The organism is Pseudonocardia terrae (genome assembly GCF_021343995.1).
Taxonomy (GTDB): domain Bacteria; phylum Actinomycetota; class Actinomycetes; order Mycobacteriales; family Pseudonocardiaceae; genus Pseudonocardia; species Pseudonocardia terrae.
Map to the genome: position 1 here is coordinate 96,170 of NZ_JAJTTE010000016.1, position 19,828 is coordinate 115,997.

Below are 19,828 nucleotides of genomic sequence, written 5' to 3' on the forward strand. Positions count from 1 at the left end.
ATGAGCGAACGCATCGAGGTGCCGGAGCGGTCCGGCTTGCTGATGACCGTTGAGGAGGTCGCAGTCCTGTGGTTCGGCGCAGTGGGGGAGCACGGCTCCGCCAGCGCGAACTGCCAGAAGATCCGCCGGCTGATCCCGGCGCATCTGCCGGCTCGGCGGATTGGGAACCGCTGGTACGTCAGCCGGGCCGCTGCCGAGGCGTGGGCCGCCGGGGGCGACGACGCGCTCGTGATGGCGCACCCGGACACCCGGGCCGCCCGGAGTGGGGAGGTCGCGTGATGGGCGCAGTTGGAGTGCTGATCTTCGTTGCCATCGTCGGGGCCTTCATCTGCTCGAAGGCTCGGTCGGCTGGCGGAGCGATCGCGTTCTCCCTGCTGGCCCTGGTCCTGTTCATCGCCACGCCGGTGGGGCAGGGCCTGCCCGCAGCGATCGGCACGTTCATCAATGCCGTCGACGGGGCCGCGACGCCGGCTCTTACGGGCGGCCCGCAGGAGGCGGGTGCGGGTCGATGACCGACGAGTGGACGCGATGGCGAGACCAGGTGGGACGGCCCGGCGACGGGTTCTTGGCGGGACACAGCCGCCGGGCGGTTCTCACCGCACATCAGCCGACGGCAGGTGAGCTCACGATGGTAGGGCCGCAGTGGATGGCGCGAGCGGCGTGCCGGGACGTCGACCCGGAGGTGTTCTTCCCGGTCGCGGAGTCGGGTCCGCTCCGCGAGCAGGAGGTCACCCGGGCCAAGGAGATCTGCGCCGGCTGCCCGGTGCGTTCGCAGTGCTTGGCCTGGGCGTTCTACGCGTTGCCGTACGGCGTGGCGGGCGGGCTGGATGCCGACGAGCGCAGCGAGCTGCGGGGCGGCGGGGAGAAGATCGCGGCGGAGGACCTCACCGCGCTGCAGCGGTGGTCGCTCCAGCGTGGCGAGGTGATCGCGGCGGGCCGGCGGGCGTTGGCGGCTGGCACCTCGCGTGCGCGGGTAGCGCGGCAGTTCGGCGTCTCCCGACGGACCGTGGATCGCTGGGCGGCCGCGCTGACCGTAGGAAGTGTGCGATGACCGGGGCGCGAGAGCAGCTCCATCGCCTCGCCGAGCGCATCGCCGTCGAGCAGTTCGGCGGCGAGATCGTCGAGGAGCCGATCCCCGGCTACCAGGTGTTGACCCGACGACGTCTGGTGGATCCGTTGTCCGGGGTACGTGCCGCGCGGGCACTCGCGAGCGCTGCGCGTGGCCTGCTCGTCGAGCAGGCCAGGGAGGCGCGCGCCGTCGGTCGCTCCTGGGAGGAGATCGGGGAGGCACTGGGGCTCTCGGACGGCGCTGCGGACGAGGAGCGGGCCGAGGCGGCGTTCGCCGAGATCGTGGAAGGCCGCCGTGCCGAGTCGTATTGGCCCTCGGTCCGGAGCCCGTCGACGTCCTGGCGATGCGGGCCCTGCGGCGAGCTGGTCACCGACTACGGCCTCAGCGGCAGCTCGCACCCGGACGACCAGGAGTCCGGGCACGCCGACACGTGCACTCGGCATCGGGCCGCGCTCGCGGCATGGCGTGCTGACACAGGGTGGGACGACTGATGGTCGACATTGATGTCCTTATCAGTCCGACCCCGCTGATACTGCTGGGACTGGTGGTCGCCGCGGTTCTCGCGTGGAGCCGTCGTGCCCGCGGGATCGCTGTCGGGATTCTGCTCATGGCCGCGTTCCCGCTGGTGACAATCGTGCAGGCGCTGTCGTGGCCGTTCTTGGCTGCGGTTGCCGTGCTCAGCCTGCTGGTCGTGCGGCACCGGTGGTCGCGCTCGTCGTCGATCGTGTCGCGCTGGGGCGCCCGGTCGCGACGGAAGTCCGGTGTGGCCTCGACCATCGATGTGTTCCGGTTCGCCGGATCGGGCGCGATGCTCCGGAAGGCGGGGACCGTACGCCCGTCGCTCGAAGGTGCGACGCGGCGCGAGCTGCTGGCGCTGCCGATCAGCGACGTAGCGGTGCGGCTCTGCCGATCGGGGTCGCAGTGGGTGTGGTCGTCCGTCGAGGACGTCGTGGTGACCGTCGGCGGCCCGCGGTCGGGGAAGTCGGGTTGGCTCGGCGGTCAGATCATCGATGCGCCCGGCGCCGTCCTGGCCACGAGCACTCGGCTGGATCTCCGTGAGCTGTGCACCCCGTACCGGGAGCGGAAGGGGCCGGTCGTCACCTTCAACCCGTCCGGCCTGGGCGGCGTGCCGTCGTCGATCACGTTCGACCCGCTGACGGGGTGCGAGGACCCGGTGGCGGCCGCTGAGCGGGCGGCGGACCTGCTGTCCGCGGTGACCTCTCGCGGCAACGGGGGAGACCGCGAGTACTGGGAGCTGCAGGGCCGGCGGGTGCTGGAGGCCCTGCTGCACGCCGCGGCGCTCGGGCACCGTTCCATGCGCGAGGTCCTGGACTGGACCGCGAGCCCGGAGGCGGCGCACAAGGAGGTCACGGGACTGCTGCGGCGCTCGCCCGAGCCGGCATTCCGGGTGTCGTTCGAGCAGTTCGTCGGCACCAACGACCGCACCCGGACCTCGATCACCTCGACGATCATGCCCGCGCTCGGCTGGCTGACCTCCGCGGCCGCGCGCGAGGCGGCCGGGCTCGGGCCCGAGGGTCCGCGGCCGTTCGACGTCGCGGAGCTCCTAACGACACGCGGCACGGTGTTCCTGCTCGGCGGCGAGGAGTCGCACGCCGCCCCGCTGGTCACCGCCCTGACCGGCTACGTCGCTCGCGAGGCACGTCGGATCGCGGCGACGAAACCCGGTGGCCGCCTGGACCCGGGGCTGCGCTTGGCGCTGGACGAGGCGGCGCTGATCTGCCCGGTGCCGCTTGAGGCATGGACCGCGGACATGGGCGGGCGCGGGGTGACGATCCTGATCGTCGTTCAGTCCCGGGCGCAGCTGCTGGCCCGCTACGGCGAGCACGGCGCGGCGACGATCCTGAACAACGCGGGCGCCGTGATGGTGTTCGGCGGCACCCGGGACCGCGAGGACCTGCAGTTCTGGTCGACGCTCACCGGCGAGCGCGACGAGCCCGCGGACACCCTCGACCCTCGGGGCCGGACCGTGGCGCGGACAACGCGCAAGACACCAGTGCTCGCGCCGGCGCAGATCGCGAACCTTCCCACGGGGAAGGTGCTCGTGATCCGGCGCGGCATCGCCCCGGTTGTCGGACGGGCGCAGATGGCGTGGCGGCGACGTGACGTGCGCTGGTCCCGGTTCTGCGACCGCCGCCCCCGCACCACCGCGCGGCTCGTCGGGCTGGCCGGACGTCTGCCCGGCGCGAAGACGGCGATGGGTCGGCTTGTCCCGGGCTGGCCCGGTCCGGCATTCACCCGCCCCGCCGTCGCCCAGCTGGCCGGGGACGCACTCGTCGTCGACGGCCAGGTCGTCGAGGTCCGAGAGGAGGCCTGACCATGACGACCGACTGGCAGGAGCCGCTGACCGCGGCCGAGGTCGTCGATCGACTCACCATCGCGACCGGGCGGGATCCCGAGGTCGCGTCGGCGATGATCCGCGACTACCTCGACGACACAAGCGAGCGGCTCGGCGTCTCCGTCCACCGCTGGGGGCTCGACGCCGGCGACGTCGACGAGATCCGCCGTGCTTACGAGTGGGTCGACTATGAGCGCGGCGAGACTGCAGCTCAGGCCCGTGCGCGAGCGGCCGAGTACGCCGAGGGTTGGGCGGAGATCGCCGGGACGGCCGACGACAGCCCCGGCTATTCCGGTCATGTCGGTCGGCAGGCCTCCCTCTGGGCCGAGCGAGCGCGCGGCTTCAAGCCGCGAGTCGAGGACGAGGCAGCCCGCGAGGCGGTGTCGGCTGCGACGGTCCGGGACCGACCGGCTGCGTACATCGTCGGCGGCGAGCAACAGGACGGCGACGAGGACGGGTGGTCGCAGTGATCCCGCCGGAGCCACCGGCGGACGTCGCCGGCCTGGCACGGGAGGTCGACGGCCTGCGCCGTGAACTCATCCCGCTGCGCGTGCTGCCCGGCCGAGTCGACGAGCTGTCCCGCCTGCTGGCGGACCTGGCCGAGACCGTGACTGCGCTCCGCGCGCGCTCGACCACCCCGGCGCCGTCCTGGCTCATGGCACCCACCGACGCGACGACGACCGGAACCCTCCTCGACGAGCTCGCCGCCTGGCTCCGCGCGATCTACCTCCGCTACCCGGACGCCGCCGAGTCCTTCCCGGACTGCTGGTGCTGGCACCCGCACGTCATCGAGGAGCTGCTCTGGCTCATGTACGCATGGGCAGCGGCGTACCAGGGGCCGTCGGCGTCGGTCGCACTGGTGGGGGAGTGGCACGACCGCTGGCGGCCAGGGGTCGTGCGCCGGATCAAGGCGACGGCCGGCATCTGCTCGCAAGAGAACCACCAGGACCGCCCCGGCTGGCCCGAGGTGCCCACGGGCGCGCCGGTGGTGCCCGGCGAGGACCAGTTGGGTGCGCTCGCCAAGTGGTGGGCTGATCGCCGCGACGAGCGGGCACCCGAGCCACCGCCGCGTAACAGCGTCACCGGTGACGCGCTGCGAGGCACCCGATGAGCCGGATGGTCGTGTGGCTGCCCGGCCTCGCCGTCGCCATGGGCGCGGCGGCGGCGACCGCCCACGGGCTCTACGAGGTCGCCGTCGCGTCGCGGGTACCGACCGGGATCGCGTGGCTCTACCCGTTGATCACCGACGGCCTGGCCCTCGTCGCGTACGCGGCGACGGCCCGGCTCTCGGGATCGGCGGCGCGGTACGCGTGGGCGGTCGTGGTCATCGCGGCTGGGCTGTCAGGGCTCGCGCAGGCGATCTTCCTGGCGTCCGACGAGACCCTGGAGGCGTCACCGGGGGTGCGGTTCGGGATCGGCGCGTGGCCCGCGGTGGCGGCGGCCGTGGTGGCACACCTGCTGTACCTCCTCGCTGAACCCCAGCCCGTCCACGACGAGGCTGAACGCTCGGGTGTACAGCCGGATGAACGGCGCGTCGTACAGCCCGCAACCGGCGTGCCTGCGGCCGCCGAGCTGGAGACGGCTGGACCTGCCAGACCGGCGGAGTCGCCCCAGCGCGACCGCGCCGAGAGCGAGGCGCGTGCTCATCGCGCCGAGCACGGTCGGCTCCCGACCGTCTCCGAGCTCCAGGACCGCGCCGACGTCTCCCGCGGCACCGCAGCCAAGGCCCTCAAAGCCCTTCGAGACCAGCAGACGACTCCACATCCACTCCAGCTCGTCCCGGCTCCCCAGAACCACGAGAACACGGACTCCAGGACCACCTCATGATCAAGGACCAGACCAGAAAAGATGCTTCACACCTAGGCATCGTGATCAACAGGGCCGGTTCCCGGCGGTGGGCCGGATGCTGAGCATCGCGGTCGGCTACAGCCCCGAGTACCTCCTGAAGGCCGTCGCGACGGGCCGCGAGAACTACTACACCGGCGCCGTCACCGAGGGCGAGCCGCCGGGCCGCTGGTGGGGTGCGGGGGCGGAGAAGCTCGGCCTACGCGGCCTGGTCGACGCCCAGGACATGACCGGCGTCTACGAGCGCTTCCTCGATCCGCGCGAGGAAGGTTTCCGCGACAAGGACCGCTGGGACGAGGTGTTCACCCTCGGCCACACCGGGCGGCGGTACCAGTCCGAGGACGAGTTGTACGCCGCGGCGTTGGCACGCGAGCCGAAGGCGAGCCCTGAACGCCGTGCTGAACTCCGGGTCGAGGCGGGCAAGTCCGCGCGGCGGAATGTCGCCTTCCTGGACGTCACGTTCAGCGTTCAGAAGTCGGTCACCCTGCTGCACACCGCGTTCAACGCCGAGGAGGTCAAGGCCCGTACAGCGGGGGACGAGGTCACCGCCGAGGCCTGGGGCCGCTACCGGCAGGCGGTCGAGGACGCGATCTGGGCGGGCAACAACGCCGGCCTGGCGTACCTCTCGGACAAGGCCGGATATACCCGGCTCGGACACCACGGCGGCGCTGCAGGCCGGTATGTCGACGCGCACGACTGGGTCGTCGCCTCGTTCTTCCAACACGACTCTCGCGAGCACGACCCGCAGCTCCACATCCACAACGCCGTCCTCAACCGGGTCGAGACGCCCCAGGGCGACTGGCGCACTCTCGACTCCCGCGCGATGCACCGATGGCGGGCCGCGGCGGCGGCGGTCGCCGAACGGACCGCCGAGGAGCGGCTGACCCACGCGCTCGGCACGACGTTCGCCACCCGGCCGGACGGCAAGGCCCGCGAGCTTCGGGGTGTCTCGCCAGAGGCGATGGACCTGATCTCCTCCCGACGACGCGACGTCAGCGCCAAGGCTGCCGAGCTGATCGACGCGTTCGAGGAGCGCTTCGGTCGCACACCGAACGGTCTCGAGCGAGACCGGCTCTCCCGGCAGGCGACGTTCGCGACCCGCAAAGCCAAGTCGAACAGCGGCGAGACCCGTGAGGCACTCCTCGACCGCATCGACAGCCGGCTGCGTACGGAGGTCGCCGACGGGCTGGCGGGCGTTGCCCGCTCCGCCCTCGACGCCCGGCCGTCTGCACCCGCCGCGCAGACCTGGTCACCGCAGGCCGTGATCGAGACCGCGCTCGCCGACGTCCAGACCCGAAAGGCCGGCTGGACGCGCTCGGACCTCACTCGAGCGATCAACGCCGCTCTGCCGGACTACCTCGATCTCCCGGCGGGGTCCGACGTGGCCAGGCTGCTCGACGACCTCGCCGACGAGGCGCTGAAGTACGCGGTCCCGCTCGACGTCGCCCGGCCCGGCGAGCCGGACCTGCCCGCCGAGCTCCGCCTGGCGAACGGCCAGTCCGCCTACCAAGCACCGGGCGCGCAGCTCTACGCCACTCGGGACCAGGTTCGCACCGAGCGCATCCTGCTCGCGGCCACCGCCGACCGCGACGCGACCGCGCTGTCCGAGGCTGCGGCCCAGCGGTTCCTCGACGATCTGCGCACCACCGGGATCGAGCTCGGCGCAGACCAGGCCGCAGCCGTCCGCGGCGTGCTGACGTCCGGGGCGCGGATCGAGTCGCTGGTCGGTCCGGCGGGGACTGGGAAGTCGTTCGTGGTCGGCGCGATCGCCCGCGGCTGGACGGACCCCGTGCTGCACGACGGTTCGAGCGAGCGTCGGGTATTCGGGCTCGCCACCTCGCAGGTCGCGACCGAGGTCTTGGCGGGGGAGGGGCTTCGGGCGCGCAACGTCGCGCAATGGCTGGGCGCCCAGGAACGCGGCGAGCCGGGGTGGCGACTGCGAGCGGGCGACCTGGTGGTCGTCGACGAGTCTGCGATGACCGACACCCCGGCGCTCGCCGCTATCCACGAGCGGGTCGACGCAGCCAGCGCGAAGCTGCTGCTGGTCGGCGACCACAAGCAGCTCGCCGCGGTCGGCGCCGGCGGCGGCATGGACCTGCTGGCCGGGGCCGGTGCCCGCTACGAGCTCAGCGACGCCCGCCGGTTCACTGCGGACTGGGAACGGGCGGCGTCACTTCGGCTCCGGGCCGGGGACGAGTCGGTGCTGCGCGAGTACCACCGGCAGGGCCGGTTGCTCGACGCCGGATCCGCGGAGCAGGCCGAGGCGTCGGCGTCGCGCGCGTGGCTGGCCGACACCCTCGCCGGATGTCGCTCGATCCTGTTGGTCGACACGAACGAGCAAGCGGCACAGCTGTCGGCGTCCCTGCGCGCCGAGCTCGTCCGACTCGGGCGGGTCCAGGAAGCCGGGGTACCGCTCGGGCTGCAGGGGACCTACGCCGGCGTCGGGGATCTCGTCGAGGCGCGTGCGAACGGCTGGGACCTGGCCGGGCAGCTCGGGAACCGGCGCGGCCCGATCAACCGGGAGACCTATCGGGTCACCGGGCTGCGCGAGGACGGTGGCCTGGACGTCGAGACGCTCGACGGCGAGCCGATCGCACTGCCCGCGTCGTACGTCGCCGATCGGCTGGCCCTGGCCTACGGGTCCACGGTGCACTCGGCGCAAGGGTCGACGGTCGACACCAGCCACGTCGTCGTGACGCAGCGGACTGGGCCGGCGGCGCTCTACGTCGGGATGTCGCGTGGGCGGATGTCGAACACAGCTCACGTGACCACGGAGTTCGTCGTCGCTGATCCGGCCGACGGGCGGCCGGACCAGACTCTGCGGCGCGATCCCGTCTCGGCGCTCGCCCTCGTCCTCGATCCGGATGGGCTGACCACGCCGCGCTCCGCGTTGGCGACAGCGACGGAGTCCGCGGTGGAACGCGGGTCGATCCGCACCGCGGCCGAGCTGCTCACCGACGCCGCCCACCTCGCCGCTACCCAGCGCACCGCGACGTGGCTCGACGATCTCGCCGCCGAGGGCGTCCTGAGCATCCGGGACCGGGCGCGGATCGCCGCTCAGGACGGCGCGGCGTCGCTGACCCGCGTCCTGCGCAGCGCGGAGCTGGCAGGCCACGACGCGCGGCAGGTGCTGACCGAGGCGGTCGCGGGCCGTTCGCTCGACGACGCCCGCAACGCCACCAACGTCCTCTACTCGCGCATCACCGATCGCCACCGCTTCGACCCGACCGGCACGACCTGGACCGACTGGACCCCGCGCGTCGACGACCCGGAGTGGCAGCGCTACCTCGACCGACTCGCGTCCGCCGCCGACGGCCGCGCCGTCGAGCTCGGCGAGGAGGTGGCACGCGAGGCACCGCGGTGGGCGGTCGACGCGTTCGGCCAGCCACCGGCCGAGGCGATCGAACGAGAGGCGTGGGTGTCCCGGGCCGGGCCCGTGGCCGCGTACCGAGAGCTGCGCGAGCACACCGGCGAGGACGCGCTCGGGCCCGCGCCGAGCCCGGGCCAGGTCGAGGCGTTCGCCGCCTATCGCGCGGCTTGGCGGGCCCTCGGACGCCCGGAGATCGACCGCGAGGAGATCGAGATGTCCGACGGCCAGCTCCGGCTGCGGGTCCGCGCGGCCGAGCGTGAGGCGGCGTGGGGACCGCGGTACGTCGCCAACGAGCTGGCCGGCACCCGTCAGGCTGCTGAGGCTCTTCGGCAGAAGGCGGTGCTGCTGGCCACCGAGGCCGCGCAGAGCGACGAGCCGGATCGGCTGCTGCGCGAGAGCTGGGACGCCGAGGCCCTCGCCGCCACGCTCGACGAACGCCAGGGGCAGCTCCAGGCGCTGGATGACATCCGCTCGCGCTGGCTCGCTCACACCGCCGCCACCCGCGCGGCGGGAGACCGCGCCCAGGCCGAGCTCGCCCTCCGGCACGCCGACGACGTCGAACCCGAGCCGCGGGTCACCGCCGAGGAGTGGCTGGCGGCGCACCGGGCCGCCGATGCCGAGGACGACCGGCACCGCGAGATCACCGAGGAGTACGAGCTCGACGCCGGCCAGACCGACGAGCACGAGGCGCCGCAGGACATCCGGGAGATCGCTGCCGCCGAGGAGCCCGTACGCGGTGAGGACGCCGTCCGGGTGCCGTCCGCGGACGAGACCTCCGCAGCCATCGACCGCGCCCACCGGGCGCTCGCGGAGATCCAGGCCCGCGAGGTCTACGACGTCGCGCGCGAGGCGGAGGAGCAGCAGTACGTGCAGGCCGACGAAGCCGAACTCACCGAGGAGGACGCGTGGGAGCGAGCATGAGGTCAGCTGACCGGCGTCAGGTCCGGTACCGGACCACTGGACCGCCACGCCCAGCGCAGGGTCGCGGCGACCGCCTCCACGAAGCCCGGCCGCGTCGCGACGAGCGGTGGGGGAGGAGTGCGCGCGGCCATCGTCTCCGCCGCCAGGAACTCGGCCTCGATCAGCTCCTCGGACGCAAGGGCCGTCGCCTTCGTGATCGGCGCCGGCGTCGGCATGCGGTGGCCGTTCGAAGTCTCGGTGACTGCGCGGGCCATCCAGCGGCACGTCAGCGCGACACCGCCCGCGGTCCAGTCGGTGATCCCGCGCTCGCCCTGCGCTCGCGACTGCTCCTCCGCGGCGCTCCAGAGCGCGGCGAACTCCCCGAGGGGCACGCGGAGGTTGCCCGGCGGCATGCGGTCGAGGTGGCGCTCGGTCACGCGCACACACCGAGGATCCCATCCAGGACCGACGAGGTCACGGCGCGAGGTGAGCACGATGCCTGAACTGCTCCGGGCTGCGCTCGGGCACGCTGCGCGCGAATGGCGGGTCTTCCCACTGCGGGCCGGGGACAAGCGGCCGGCCATCAAGAACTGGGAGGCGCGGGCCACCACGGATCCGGCGCGGATCCGAAGGGCGTGGCTGCGGGACCCGCGGTTGAACGTGGGAATCGCCTGTGGCCCTTCAGGCCTCGTCGTAATAGACCTGGACACCTCGGACCACGGCTCGGTCCGACCGGCGGAGTGGGACCGACCCGGCATCCGCGACGGCGTCGACGTGCTGGCTGCGCTCGCGGCCGACCACGACGAGCCGTTGCCCTGGGACACGCTGTCCACGCAGACCCCCTCCGGAGGGGAGCACCTCTACTTCACTGCACCTGCCGGGTGCCGGATCCGGAACAGCGCTGGCCGGCTTGGCTGGCTGATCGACGTCCGCGCGGCGGGCGGGTACGTCGTCGCGGCCGGCTCGGTGGTGCGCGGGCGGCGGTACCGCAGCAGCGAGCACGACGAGGTCGCTCCGCTGCCGCCATGGATCGCCGAGCTCCTGCACGACCCTCCGGCCCCGCGACCGGACCTCGGGCCGGTCCTCGAGATCGTCGGCCGCCGTTCGCAGTACGCCGCCGCGGCGCTGCGCGGCGAGGTCGACCGCGTCCTGGCCTCGGGTCGAGGCAGCCGCAACTCCACGCTGAACAAGGCGGCCTTCGCGCTCGGGCAGCTCGTCGCCGCCGGGCTGCTCCCGGACGGCCTTGCCCGCTCAGCGCTTGCGGAAGCGTCCGCGGCCGTCGGTCTTCCGGCGAGCGAGGCGGACCGCACGATCCGCTCTGGGCTCACCGCCGGCGCCCGGCAACCCCGCACCGCACCGATCGGGAGTGAACGACCGTGACCCAGCGCCGCAGCGCGCGCGACATCCTCGCCGGTCTGGACGCCGACCGCCGCCTCGCCGTCCTGCACGGCGAAGACGCAACACAGCCGCAGGGGTGGGAGGCCGACCCGACCCCGCTGACCCCGCGCCGCCTGGTTCCGCCGTTCCCGGTTGATGCGCTGCCGCCGTGGGTGGCCGACATGGTGTTGGCGGTCGCGGAGTTCACTCAGACCCCGCTCGACCTGCCGGGCTGCCTGGCCCTGGCAGCGCTCTCGACCGCCGCGGGCGGTCGGGCGGACCTGGAGGTCCGGGCGGGCTGGCGGGAGCCGCTCAACCTTTACACGGTGGTCGCGATGCCGCCGGGCTCCCGGAAGAGTGCGGTCTTCGCGGCGATGACGGCGCCGCTGCTGGAGGCGGAGCGGCACCTCGTCGAGCAGTCTCGCCCGCGGATCGCCGAGGCGGAGCTGGCGCGGAAGGTCGCGGTCGCGGAGGCCGAGCGGCGCGCGAAGCAGGCCACTGCCGCGCGCGACCGGCTGACCCGGGAGGAAGCGCTCGCGTCGGCGGCCGAGGCTTCCGTCGAGGCCGAGCAGCTGGTCGTGCCGCCGCTCCCACGCCTGATCGCCGACGACGTGACCACAGAGGCTGCGGCATCGCTCCTCGCCGAGCAGGGCGGTCGGCTCGCGGTGCTTTCAGCGGAGGGCGGGATCTTCTCGACCCTCGCGGGCCGCTACTCTAGCGGCGTCCCGAATCTCGAGGTGTTCCTGAAGGGCCACGCCGGCGACCTCCTCCGGGTCGACCGGAAGGGCCGCCCGGCCGAACACATCGCCGCCCCGGCCCTCACCCTCGGCCTGGCCTTGCAGCCGGAGGTCCTCACCGACATCGCCCGCATGCCAGGATTCCGCGGCCGAGGCCTTCTCGCCCGGATCCTGTACTCGTTGCCGGAGAACACCGTCGGCCGCCGCCGCGTAGGCGCGCCAGCCGTACCAAGCCCGATCGACCGCGCCTACAGCTCCCGACTGGCCCGCTTGGTCGTCACCCTGGCCGCCCAGCACGAGCCACTCCACTTGCGCCTGAGCGAGGAGGCTAACCAGCGCGTTCTCGACTTGGAGCGCGCCGTTGAGCCCCGACTCGACGCGCACGCCGACCTGGCCCACGTCACGGACTGGGCCTCCAAGCTCACCGGCGCGACCGCCCGCATCGCGGGCCTGCTTCACCTTGCCGAGCTCCTCCCGACGGCATGGCCCCAGCCCGTCGAAGCTCGTCACGTCGAGGCCGCGGCGCGACTCGGTCAGTACTTCCTGGCGCACGCCCTGGCCGTCTTCGACCGTATGGGCGCCGACCCAACGGTGGACGACGCCCGCGCTGTCCTGGATTGGATCGCCCGCACCGGGGCCGAGCACTTCAGCCGCCGCGACGCCTTCACCGGCCTCTCCCGCGCCCGCTTCCGCAAGGTCACCGACCTGAGCCCTGCCCTGGAGCTCCTGGAGGCTCACGGATTCACCCGCCTCGCCGCACCGTCAGCGCCAACCGGCGGCCGCCCGAGCTCACCGCGTTGGGAGGTCCACCCCCGTGCCGCGAAAGCCGCACAAGCCGCAGAAATCGGGGTCTGAGCACCTTCTGCGGCTTCTGCGGCTTGCGCGGCTCGAGCTCGTACTCGCCGAGCACCAGATCCGGAGTCACCCATGGTGCCTCGTGGAGTATCAGAAGGCCGCGTCGGCAATCGGGTTGTGGCCGTACAGTTCATGCAGGTGCTATTCGCGCCGGACTGATCGCTTGGTAGCGTCAGCCCCTTGGGGTCAGCTCACCTAGCTACCACACGCGGGAACGAACTCGACGTCAGAGCGCATCGCTTCGTGCCATGACGCCTCATCCAAGCTGCTGCTCGCGCAGATCCGGCTCTTGAGGACCTCCGCGTCGAGGCTAAGGAGCAGCACAATCCCGTTCGTTCCACCGACCGCTAGGGTCCTGCCGTCCGGGCTGAAGTCGAGGGAGCTCACTGCGGTTCCCTGGTTGCGTAGAGAGTCCCCACGGGGGGCGGCATCGCCCGATTCGTTGACGGTGTACAGGCGGACCTGGGAGTCCCAGCTGCCGGTGGCCAGCAGGGCACCGTCGTCCGCCCAGGCCACGGACATCAGGAACGAGGAGGCGTCGTCGATCGGTTCGCCGGTCGCCACAAGGTTCAACGTGTTGTCTAGCCGCCACAGTCGGGCGGTGTTGTCGTAGCTCGCCGTCACGATCGTGAGGCCGTCGGGCGAGTAGCTCACAGTGGTGCCGAGATCGGTGTGGGCATGCGGGCGATGCGAGAGCTGGGTGGGAGTGGCGGGGGCCGCCACATTCCACACGCGGATGTCCGTATCGGTTCCGGCGCTCAGCAAGGTGCGGGAGTCGCGGCTGAAGGTCAGTGAGGCCACATCCCCCTCGTGGCCGGTGAGGGTGGTGGGGTAACTCGAAGGCGTGGGTGTTCGGAGATCGACGAGCCTGATCTCTCCCGAGGTCCCGCCGACCGCCAGCAACCCAGAGTCCTGGTCGATCTCCATCGCAGTGATCCACCCAACCTCGGACTGAAGCGAGGAGACGTACTCGAAGCCCCCGGTGCCCGCTTTCCAGAAGTGGATGAACCCGTTCTCGTCACCCGCAGCCATCCACCTGGAGTCCTCGGATAGTGCGAACGCGCCCAGCTTCCCGGGATAGGGCGAGGCCCAGGTCCGCTCGACGCGCGGCGATCCGCCCTCCGTCGCCACGTCCCAGATCTGGATCCCTGACTCCGTCCACAGCGCGAGCCGATCACCCTCCGGCAGGTAGTCGACTCCCCGCACTGGGCCCGGGACGGCGATGTAGCTGTTTCGGAGGTGCCACACCCGAGCGAGATGGTCCCGTCCGCCTGACGCTAGCGTCTTCCCGTCGGGACTGAAGGCGATCGAGCCGACGTCCCCGAGGTGTCCGCGCAGCGGCATCCACTGATACCGAGGCTCTGTGGGGTCAACCAGCGAGTACATGACGACCTCGCCCGTATAACCCGCTACCGCCAGCGTCAGATCGTCCGGGGAGTAGGCCAAAGAAGCGACGGCCCCGACTCCGGGCGTCAGGCGCTCCGCCTCGGTCGTCAACGACGACTTGTTCTGTGAGCCGAGGAGCTGCACGGTTCCATCGAAGCTGCCGCTAGCGATCAGCCTCGCATCGCTGGAGTACGCGACGGCAGTCAGCCGCTCGTCGTGGACGGGCATCGTGGCGAGGAGATATGGGCGGTCGAAGTTGCGAACGTCCCAGGTGGCAATGGAGCCGTCGGCGCGGCCCTCAACGAAGGTGGATCCGTAGGCGTCGAAGTCCAGCGAGGTCACCCCGACCCCGGCTGTCGAGATGTCGCGGCCCGCTGGCTCGAAGGGAAGGCCACTCCGTATGGCCCAGAAGCGAATTGCCCCCTCCTCACCCGCGGACGCGAGGATGCCGGTGCGGGCGCTGTAGCTGAGCGCGTTGACGTTCTCACGATGAGCCTGAAGGACCGAGCCGACCCGGCTCGCGTCCCGCACTCGGAAGACCTCGATCCCGCCACCGGACTCGCCGACGGCAACAGTGTCGCCGTCGACGAAGGCGATGCTCAAGACCGGTCTCGCCGTGACAGCGACTCCCGACAGGACCGGGGCCGCGGTGCCTGCCAGACCCCAGAACCGGATGGAGTCGTCGGCTCCGCCCGTGGCAAGAATCCGCCCGTCAGGGCTATACGCGACCGCCATCACATCGGAGGTATGCCCTTCTAAAGCAAAGGAGAGGCTGGCGTTGCCGGACTCGACGAGGTTGGTGTACGCGGTCCCGTCCGGGCGCAGGTCGTAGGCACGCATGTCGAGCTGGGCGGCGGTAGCCACGTCGTCCAGACGCAGTCGGTCTGCGTTTGCGCTGATCGCGCTGGCGAAGGCGAGGCGCTCCTGCTCGCTCGCAATACGAGCCTGCTGGAGTGCGGCCACTCCCCCGACTACGGCGACGAGCGCCAACGTCATCAGCAGGGCGAGCACGGCTCGTCGGATCCGGCGTTGTCGGGTCGCGTGGCCGGTCGACGTGTTGATGAACAGGCGGGCGGCGCTATCAACCTCACCAGTCGTTGTCGACACCCAGGCTGTCGCTGTCTCAAGCCGGGCCCCCCGGTAGAGGAGGTCAGGGTCGCCGCCGGAGCTGGCCCACTCCGTCGCTGCCAGCCGGATTTCCTGACGGGTGATGTTCCCGGCTCGGTCGTCATCCAGCCATGAGCGGAGGCGGGGCCAGGCCTGCAGCAAGGCCTCGTGGGTGATCTCGACGTGGTCCCCGTCCCGGGCGAGGAGCCGCTGCGCGGTGAACCGTTCCAGCACATTGGAGAGGTGCGGCGAGTCGACGGCCTCGTGCAGCTCGGTGGCCGACACCCGCCGGCGGGCGACCTCAAAACCGTCCCCGATCCAGGTAAGCCGGAGGAAGACGGCACGAGCCACGCTCTGCTGCTCCTTCGAGAGCGAGGAGAAGATCGTCTCGGCGGACTGGGTGACAGCGCGACTGACGCCCCCGGACTCCCCGTACCCAGCGATCGTCAGGGTGTCTCCGTGTCGCTGGCGCCACGTCGAGCGCAGGGCGTGGGCGAGAAGGGGCAGCTTCGCAGCGGCCCTCTCGACCTCGGCGTCACCGGACGCTGCGCCAGCGGCGAACCCCAGGTCCCGGAGGAGGACCTCGACGAGCCCCGACTCGAGCGTCAGGCCGAATGTTGCGGCGGGTGCGGTGATCGCGGTGCGGACCTCGGCGATCGACATAGGACCTAGGACTAAAGCCCGCCGCTGCAGCGACTCACGCAGGGTCGAGCTTCGTGCGCAGGCTTCGAAGAAGTCGGACCGCACTGCCACGACCACCAGACAGCGCGGATCCGCTCCGCTCGACGAGATCTTTGAGAGCAGCTGGACGAAGCCTTCCCGGCGGTCCTCCGGACACGCCGTGTAGAGCTGCTCGAACTGGTCGACGACGACGAGGAGCGGCTCCTTGCTCTCGACCTCGCGAAGCCGATCCGACAGCTCCGCAACGGGGTCGTCTGTCGGCGTGAGAGCCACCACCGTCCAGCCTGCCGAGCCCGGGAGGACCCCGTGGCGGAGCCGGGGGATCACGCCGGCATGCAGCAGCGACGTCTTACCCGCCCCAGACGCGGCGAGGAGGACGTGGATTCCGCCTACAGCCACATTCTCGTCGATCAGCGCGAGTAGCTCGGCTATCTGGCGGTCACGGCCGAAGAAGATGTCCTGCTGGTCCGCGGTGAAGGCTGCCAGCCCCGGGTACGGCGCCTGCGTCGCGGGACGCACGGGAATGGCACGCCGGACACCCTGCTCGAAATGAACGTGCAGATCTCGGCCTGCTTGGTTAACAGTCGACTCGTTGTCGGCCAGTGCCTCCATGCGGACCGCGGGGCTGGTCCCGTTTTCTGGATCCCGGTCGGTCTCCGGTTCCACGTCACTCGCCGATGCGCAGGTCTCGGCCTGCCTGGCTTATCCGCGACTTGCCGGACGCCTTCGCCCGCATTGAGACGCGGTACTCCTGCGGCATGCCGGTGTCCGCAGGGACCGCGAACTCGTTGACTATGTCGCGCAGCGGATCAGCAAGCTCCGGATGGGCGGTCAGCAGGCGCTTGAGCCGATTGACGAGCTCGGCCCGAGTCGCCTCTGGGTCCTTCCCTGCGCCAGCCCGCATTTCTTCGAGCTCCGCTCGCATCGTCTTCGCCCGGCCCGATCCAGCCTTCTTCCACAGCGCACTGAACGCCTTGACGACCTGCTCCCAGGCGTCCGTCGCCAAGGTCGTCACGACCGTCGTCGCGGCCTTGTCCGCAAGCGCGTCGAGATCGACACTCAAATCCACGGTTCCTCCGCCTCCGACCTCGCGCCGCGCGGAGTCTTGATCGCTACCTCGGCAGAGGCCCGGGTCGCGTTACCGACCAAGCACGCGCCGTCATCGCCAACGACATCAACGGCCCCTGAACTTCATGGCGCACCTCGCGGCGTGCCGAACCCGCTACGCGAGGCAAACCGCCCGGACGCTCAGAGCGCCCAGATCGGTTGCTGATGGCCGGACTCTGTCGCGCTGGCTTCCCTGTAGGCGTCGAAGAGGGCGTCGAGCAACGTGTCCGTGATGGCCGGGACGAAGCTGCCTCGGCCGATATCAGCGCCCCCAGCAGCCGAGACAGCGTCGATGCTGTGCGGGGCTCGGCGATCGAATACCGAGCGCCACCACTGCAGTGCCGGGCGGCCGTCGCTCCGGATGTAGATCGACACGAGCCCAGATCCTTCGGGCAGCAGGCGGGGCAAAAGGACGACCTCGCCACCCTTGCCGGTGTAGGTCTGGACGTTGGCGAGCCCAGCGGCTGCGATTCGCTCGCCCCAAGCGGCACACGCTTCAGCTGTGGCTCGATGCTCGGGAGAGACTGTCGCGAGATGCTCGCGGAAGGCATCCACGCCCGGAGTTGTGACGCCAGTGCTGCTCGCGGTTTGTGCCGGGGCGGGGTCGCTAGCCGAGCGGTCCGAGAGGTCGATCTTCTCGGGCTCGATGCGCTGCGGGACGACAACGCGCTTGCCCTCGACCTCGTAAGAGGTCACGGTGACGAGGTCGACGATTAGGCCGTGGGTGACGGCCTCGAGGTAGCCGATGAGCCGGACAAGCTCGGCGGGGACTTGGTCAAGGACGAGGACCAGCCGGAGCGCGCCGTCGAGGAGGGCTCGGTCGAGCGTCTGGTGGAAGTCGTCGGGCTCCGCGGCCTCGGCCTGGGCGGTGTCGCGGACGGTGTCATGGAGGCTGCGTCCGGCCAGGTGCTTGGCGAGGATGCTGCGTTCGAACTCCTCAGCGCTGCGGCCGTGGAGGGCGGCGGCGTAGGCCAGGATCTGGGCGACCACCGCCCGGCGAGACTCGGCGTTGTTGCGGAGCTTGACCTCGATGACGACGGGGCGTCCGATGGGTTCAATGGCGACGACGTCGGCGTACCCAACCCGCCGCCGAGCTGGACCTCCCGGCCAAGGACGACGATACGTGGTGAGCCACTGAGAGGTAGCAGGTCCGGCGCGGTGGCGACGAGCTCCTGGAGGGTCTTCTCATCGGGGAACCCCGCCGGGCGCAGGAGCTCCCAGCCGTCCTCGCCCTCCGACCAGATCGCGGTCACGCCGCGACCTTAGCCAGCGTGAGGCTAGGGGCGAGGCGCGGCCTCCGACCGGAGAGGAAGCCGACGCGCGCCTGCGAGCGTCCCCGCTGGCTCGAGGCACCCAACCGGACGAGGAACGGACAGGCTGCGCCGACACGACGAACGCGCTTCGGACATCGCTGTGCGTTCCTGTAAGACTCCAGCCTGTGAGTCCAAGGACGAAGGAAGCCGAGCGCTCCGAGCTGCACAAGACCATCTGGCGCATCGCCAACGACATGCGCGGCAGTGTCGACGGCTGGGACTTCAAGGCCTACGTCCTTGGCATGCTCTTCTACCGGTTCATCTCCGAGAACCTCACCGCCTACCTCAACGAGGCTGAGCGGAAGGCCGGTGACCCCGACTTCGACTACCGCTACCTGTCAACCGCCGACGCTGAGTTTGGGCGCGAGGAGACGGTGAAGGAGAAGGGCTTCTACATTCTTCCCCAAGACCTCTTCGCCAACGTCTGTGAGCGCGCCCGCAACGACGACAACCTCAACGAGACGCTCTCGCGCGTCTTCCACAACATCGAGGCCTCGGCGGTTGGCACTGACTCGGAGGACGACATCAAGGGCCTCTTCGCCGATGTCGACGTAAACAGCCCGAAGCTCGGTCCGACCGTCGCCAAGCGCAACGAGAAGCTGGTCAAGCTCCTCGACGCGATCGGTGCCCTCCACTTCGGGAACGGCGGCTTCACGCACAACACCATCGATGCCTTCGGCGACGCGTACGAGTACCTCATGGGGATGTATGCCGCGAACGCCGGAAAGTCTGGCGGTGAATATTACACGCCTCAGGAGGTCTCTGAGCTTCTTGCTCGGATCGCTGTGGTTGGCAAGACCGAGGTCAACAAGGTGTACGACCCAGCCTGCGGCTCGGGCTCGTTGCTGTTGAAGTTTAATAAAGTGCTTCCGGGCGGAGTACGCAAGGGCTTCTTCGGTCAGGAGATCAATCTGACCACATACAACCTGTGCCGGATCAACATGTTTCTGCACGACATCAACTACGAGAAGTTTGACATCGCTCACGGCGATACGCTAACTGATCCCTTCCACTGGGATGATGAGCCGTTTGAGGCGATCGTCTCCAACCCGCCCTACTCGATCAAGTGGGACGGAGACGCCAACCCGCTGTTGATCAACGACGAGCGGTTCGCGCCTGCTGGTGTGCTCGCGCCGAAGTCGAAGGCCGACCTCGCATTTACGATGCACATGCTGTCGTGGCTCGACACCTCAGGCACGGCCGCTATAGTCGAGTTCCCAGGCGTCCTCTATCGCGGCGGAGCCGAGCAGAAGATCCGCAGGTACCTTATCGATAACAACTACGTCGACTCCGTAATTCAGCTCCCGCCGGACCTCTTCTTCGGCACCACAATCGCGACGTGCATCATGGTGCTCAAGAAGTCGAAGGCCGACAACAAAGTGCTCTTCATAGACGCCTCGGCCGAGTTCACTCGTCAAGGCAACAAAAACAAGCTCACTGGCCAGCACCAGCAGAGGATTCTCGACGTCTTCACTGCTCGCGAGGATGTGCCGTACTTCGCGGCACTAGTCGACCACGATGTCATTGCGGTAAACAACTACAACATCGCAGTCAGTTCTTACGTGGAGGCGGAGGACACGCGTGAGGCGGTCGAAATCCAGAGCCTTAGCGCAGAGATCGCGCAGGCGGTGACGACGCAGGCCGCCCTGCGGGCCGAGATCGACGCCATCCTTGCCGATCTGGAAGTTGACGATGCGGCTGTCTGACCTGCTGTCCAGAGCGCCT

16 protein-coding genes are annotated in these 19,828 nt (G+C 70.4%); 12 read left to right on the forward strand and 4 right to left on the reverse strand.

Going from position 1 to position 19,828, the window contains the following annotated elements; all coding sequences use genetic code 11:
- From LWC33_RS13145 to mobF, 9 genes are all read left to right on the forward strand, one after another.
- Entirely contained in the window at nt 1-279 is a 279-nt protein-coding gene (locus tag LWC33_RS13145) for a hypothetical protein (RefSeq protein WP_233304640.1), read from the forward strand.
- Nucleotides 279-512, forward strand: coding sequence for a hypothetical protein (locus tag LWC33_RS13150; protein WP_233304641.1), 234 nt, complete (start codon nt 279-281; stop codon nt 510-512). The genes LWC33_RS13145 and LWC33_RS13150 overlap by 1 nt, the downstream gene beginning before the upstream one ends.
- A 116-nt stretch (nt 513-628) precedes the next feature.
- On the forward strand, nt 629-1,051 hold the full coding sequence (locus LWC33_RS35970) for a WhiB family transcriptional regulator (RefSeq protein WP_308190942.1): 423 nt from the start codon (nt 629-631) through the stop codon (nt 1,049-1,051).
- A complete protein-coding gene (locus LWC33_RS13165) occupies nt 1,048-1,560 on the forward strand; it encodes a hypothetical protein (RefSeq protein ID WP_233304642.1) in 513 nt (170 codons plus the stop codon). The genes LWC33_RS35970 and LWC33_RS13165 overlap by 4 nt, the downstream gene beginning before the upstream one ends.
- Nucleotides 1,561-1,676: 116 nt before the next feature.
- Nucleotides 1,677-3,404: a type IV secretory system conjugative DNA transfer family protein gene (locus tag LWC33_RS13170; protein WP_233304643.1), complete on the forward strand. Its 1,728-nt coding sequence runs from the start codon at nt 1,677-1,679 to the stop codon at nt 3,402-3,404.
- Nucleotides 3,405-3,406: 2 nt separating this feature from the next.
- Nucleotides 3,407-3,895 carry a hypothetical protein gene (locus LWC33_RS13175; RefSeq protein ID WP_233304644.1) on the forward strand — a complete coding sequence of 163 codons (489 nt, stop codon included), beginning with the start codon at nt 3,407-3,409 and terminating at the stop codon, nt 3,893-3,895.
- On the forward strand, nt 3,883-4,536 hold the full coding sequence (locus tag LWC33_RS13180) for a hypothetical protein (protein WP_233304645.1): 654 nt from the start codon (nt 3,883-3,885) through the stop codon (nt 4,534-4,536). The genes LWC33_RS13175 and LWC33_RS13180 overlap by 13 nt, the downstream gene beginning before the upstream one ends.
- A complete protein-coding gene (locus tag LWC33_RS13185) occupies nt 4,533-5,252 on the forward strand; it encodes a hypothetical protein (protein ID WP_233304646.1) in 720 nt (239 codons plus the stop codon). The genes LWC33_RS13180 and LWC33_RS13185 overlap by 4 nt, the downstream gene beginning before the upstream one ends.
- A gap of 76 nt (nt 5,253-5,328) precedes the next feature.
- The gene (gene mobF, locus LWC33_RS13190; RefSeq protein WP_233304647.1) at nt 5,329-9,561 is read left to right on the forward strand and encodes a MobF family relaxase; all 4,233 of its coding nucleotides are present in this window, start codon (nt 5,329-5,331) and stop codon (nt 9,559-9,561) included.
- A 2-nt stretch (nt 9,562-9,563) separates the two neighbouring features.
- Here mobF and LWC33_RS13195 read toward each other — a convergent pair whose 3' ends face one another.
- On the reverse strand, nt 9,564-9,977 hold the full coding sequence (locus LWC33_RS13195) for a hypothetical protein (protein ID WP_233304648.1): 414 nt from the start codon (nt 9,975-9,977) through the stop codon (nt 9,564-9,566).
- 58 nt (nt 9,978-10,035) lie between these two features.
- Here LWC33_RS13195 and LWC33_RS13200 point away from each other — a divergent pair, with 58 nt between their 5' ends.
- Together LWC33_RS13200 and LWC33_RS13205 are read left to right on the forward strand one after the other, a co-directional pair.
- Nucleotides 10,036-10,920: a bifunctional DNA primase/polymerase gene (locus LWC33_RS13200; RefSeq protein ID WP_233304649.1), complete on the forward strand. Its 885-nt coding sequence runs from the start codon at nt 10,036-10,038 to the stop codon at nt 10,918-10,920.
- Nucleotides 10,917-12,509 (forward strand): YfjI family protein, encoded by a 1,593-nt coding sequence (locus LWC33_RS13205; protein WP_233304650.1) that lies wholly within the window; start codon nt 10,917-10,919, stop codon nt 12,507-12,509. Before LWC33_RS13200 ends, LWC33_RS13205 begins: the two co-directional genes overlap by 4 nt.
- A 195-nt stretch (nt 12,510-12,704) precedes the next feature.
- On the opposite strand, the gene LWC33_RS35975 is transcribed toward LWC33_RS13205, so the two are convergent.
- The 3 genes from LWC33_RS35975 to LWC33_RS13220 form a co-directional block, all read right to left on the reverse strand.
- Nucleotides 12,705-16,349, reverse strand: a complete 3,645-nt coding sequence (locus LWC33_RS35975) for an nSTAND1 domain-containing NTPase (RefSeq protein WP_233304651.1) — start codon at nt 16,347-16,349, stop codon at nt 12,705-12,707.
- Between the two features lies 1 nt (nt 16,350).
- Nucleotides 16,351-16,752, reverse strand: a complete 402-nt coding sequence (locus LWC33_RS13215) for a hypothetical protein (RefSeq protein ID WP_233304652.1) — start codon at nt 16,750-16,752, stop codon at nt 16,351-16,353.
- Between the two features lie 179 nt (nt 16,753-16,931).
- Nucleotides 16,932-17,780, reverse strand: a complete 849-nt coding sequence (locus LWC33_RS13220; RefSeq protein ID WP_233304653.1) for a hypothetical protein — start codon at nt 17,778-17,780, stop codon at nt 16,932-16,934.
- 448 nt (nt 17,781-18,228) lie between these two features.
- Here LWC33_RS13220 and LWC33_RS13225 point away from each other — a divergent pair, with 448 nt between their 5' ends.
- Nucleotides 18,229-19,809: a type I restriction-modification system subunit M gene (locus LWC33_RS13225; protein ID WP_233304654.1), complete on the forward strand. Its 1,581-nt coding sequence runs from the start codon at nt 18,229-18,231 to the stop codon at nt 19,807-19,809.
- Nucleotides 19,810-19,828: the final 19 nt, after the last annotated feature.

Excerpts from the sequence above, each read along its gene's own strand:
- LWC33_RS13165 (WP_233304642.1), top strand. The coding sequence starts at position 1,048 with ATGACCGGGGCGCGAGAGCAGCTCCATCGCCTCGCCGAGCGCATCGCC.
- LWC33_RS35970 (WP_308190942.1), top strand. The coding sequence starts at position 629 with ATGGTAGGGCCGCAGTGGATGGCGCGAGCGGCGTGCCGGGACGTCGAC.
- LWC33_RS13170 (WP_233304643.1), top strand. The coding sequence starts at position 1,677 with ATGGCCGCGTTCCCGCTGGTGACAATCGTGCAGGCGCTGTCGTGGCCG.
- mobF (WP_233304647.1), top strand. The coding sequence starts at position 5,329 with ATGCTGAGCATCGCGGTCGGCTACAGCCCCGAGTACCTCCTGAAGGCC.
- LWC33_RS13150 (WP_233304641.1), top strand. The coding sequence starts at position 279 with ATGGGCGCAGTTGGAGTGCTGATCTTCGTTGCCATCGTCGGGGCCTTC.
- LWC33_RS13200 (WP_233304649.1), top strand. The coding sequence starts at position 10,036 with ATGCCTGAACTGCTCCGGGCTGCGCTCGGGCACGCTGCGCGCGAATGG.
- LWC33_RS13145 (WP_233304640.1), top strand. The coding sequence starts at position 1 with ATGAGCGAACGCATCGAGGTGCCGGAGCGGTCCGGCTTGCTGATGACC.
- LWC33_RS13175 (WP_233304644.1), top strand. The coding sequence starts at position 3,407 with ATGACGACCGACTGGCAGGAGCCGCTGACCGCGGCCGAGGTCGTCGAT.
- LWC33_RS13185 (WP_233304646.1), top strand. The coding sequence starts at position 4,533 with ATGAGCCGGATGGTCGTGTGGCTGCCCGGCCTCGCCGTCGCCATGGGC.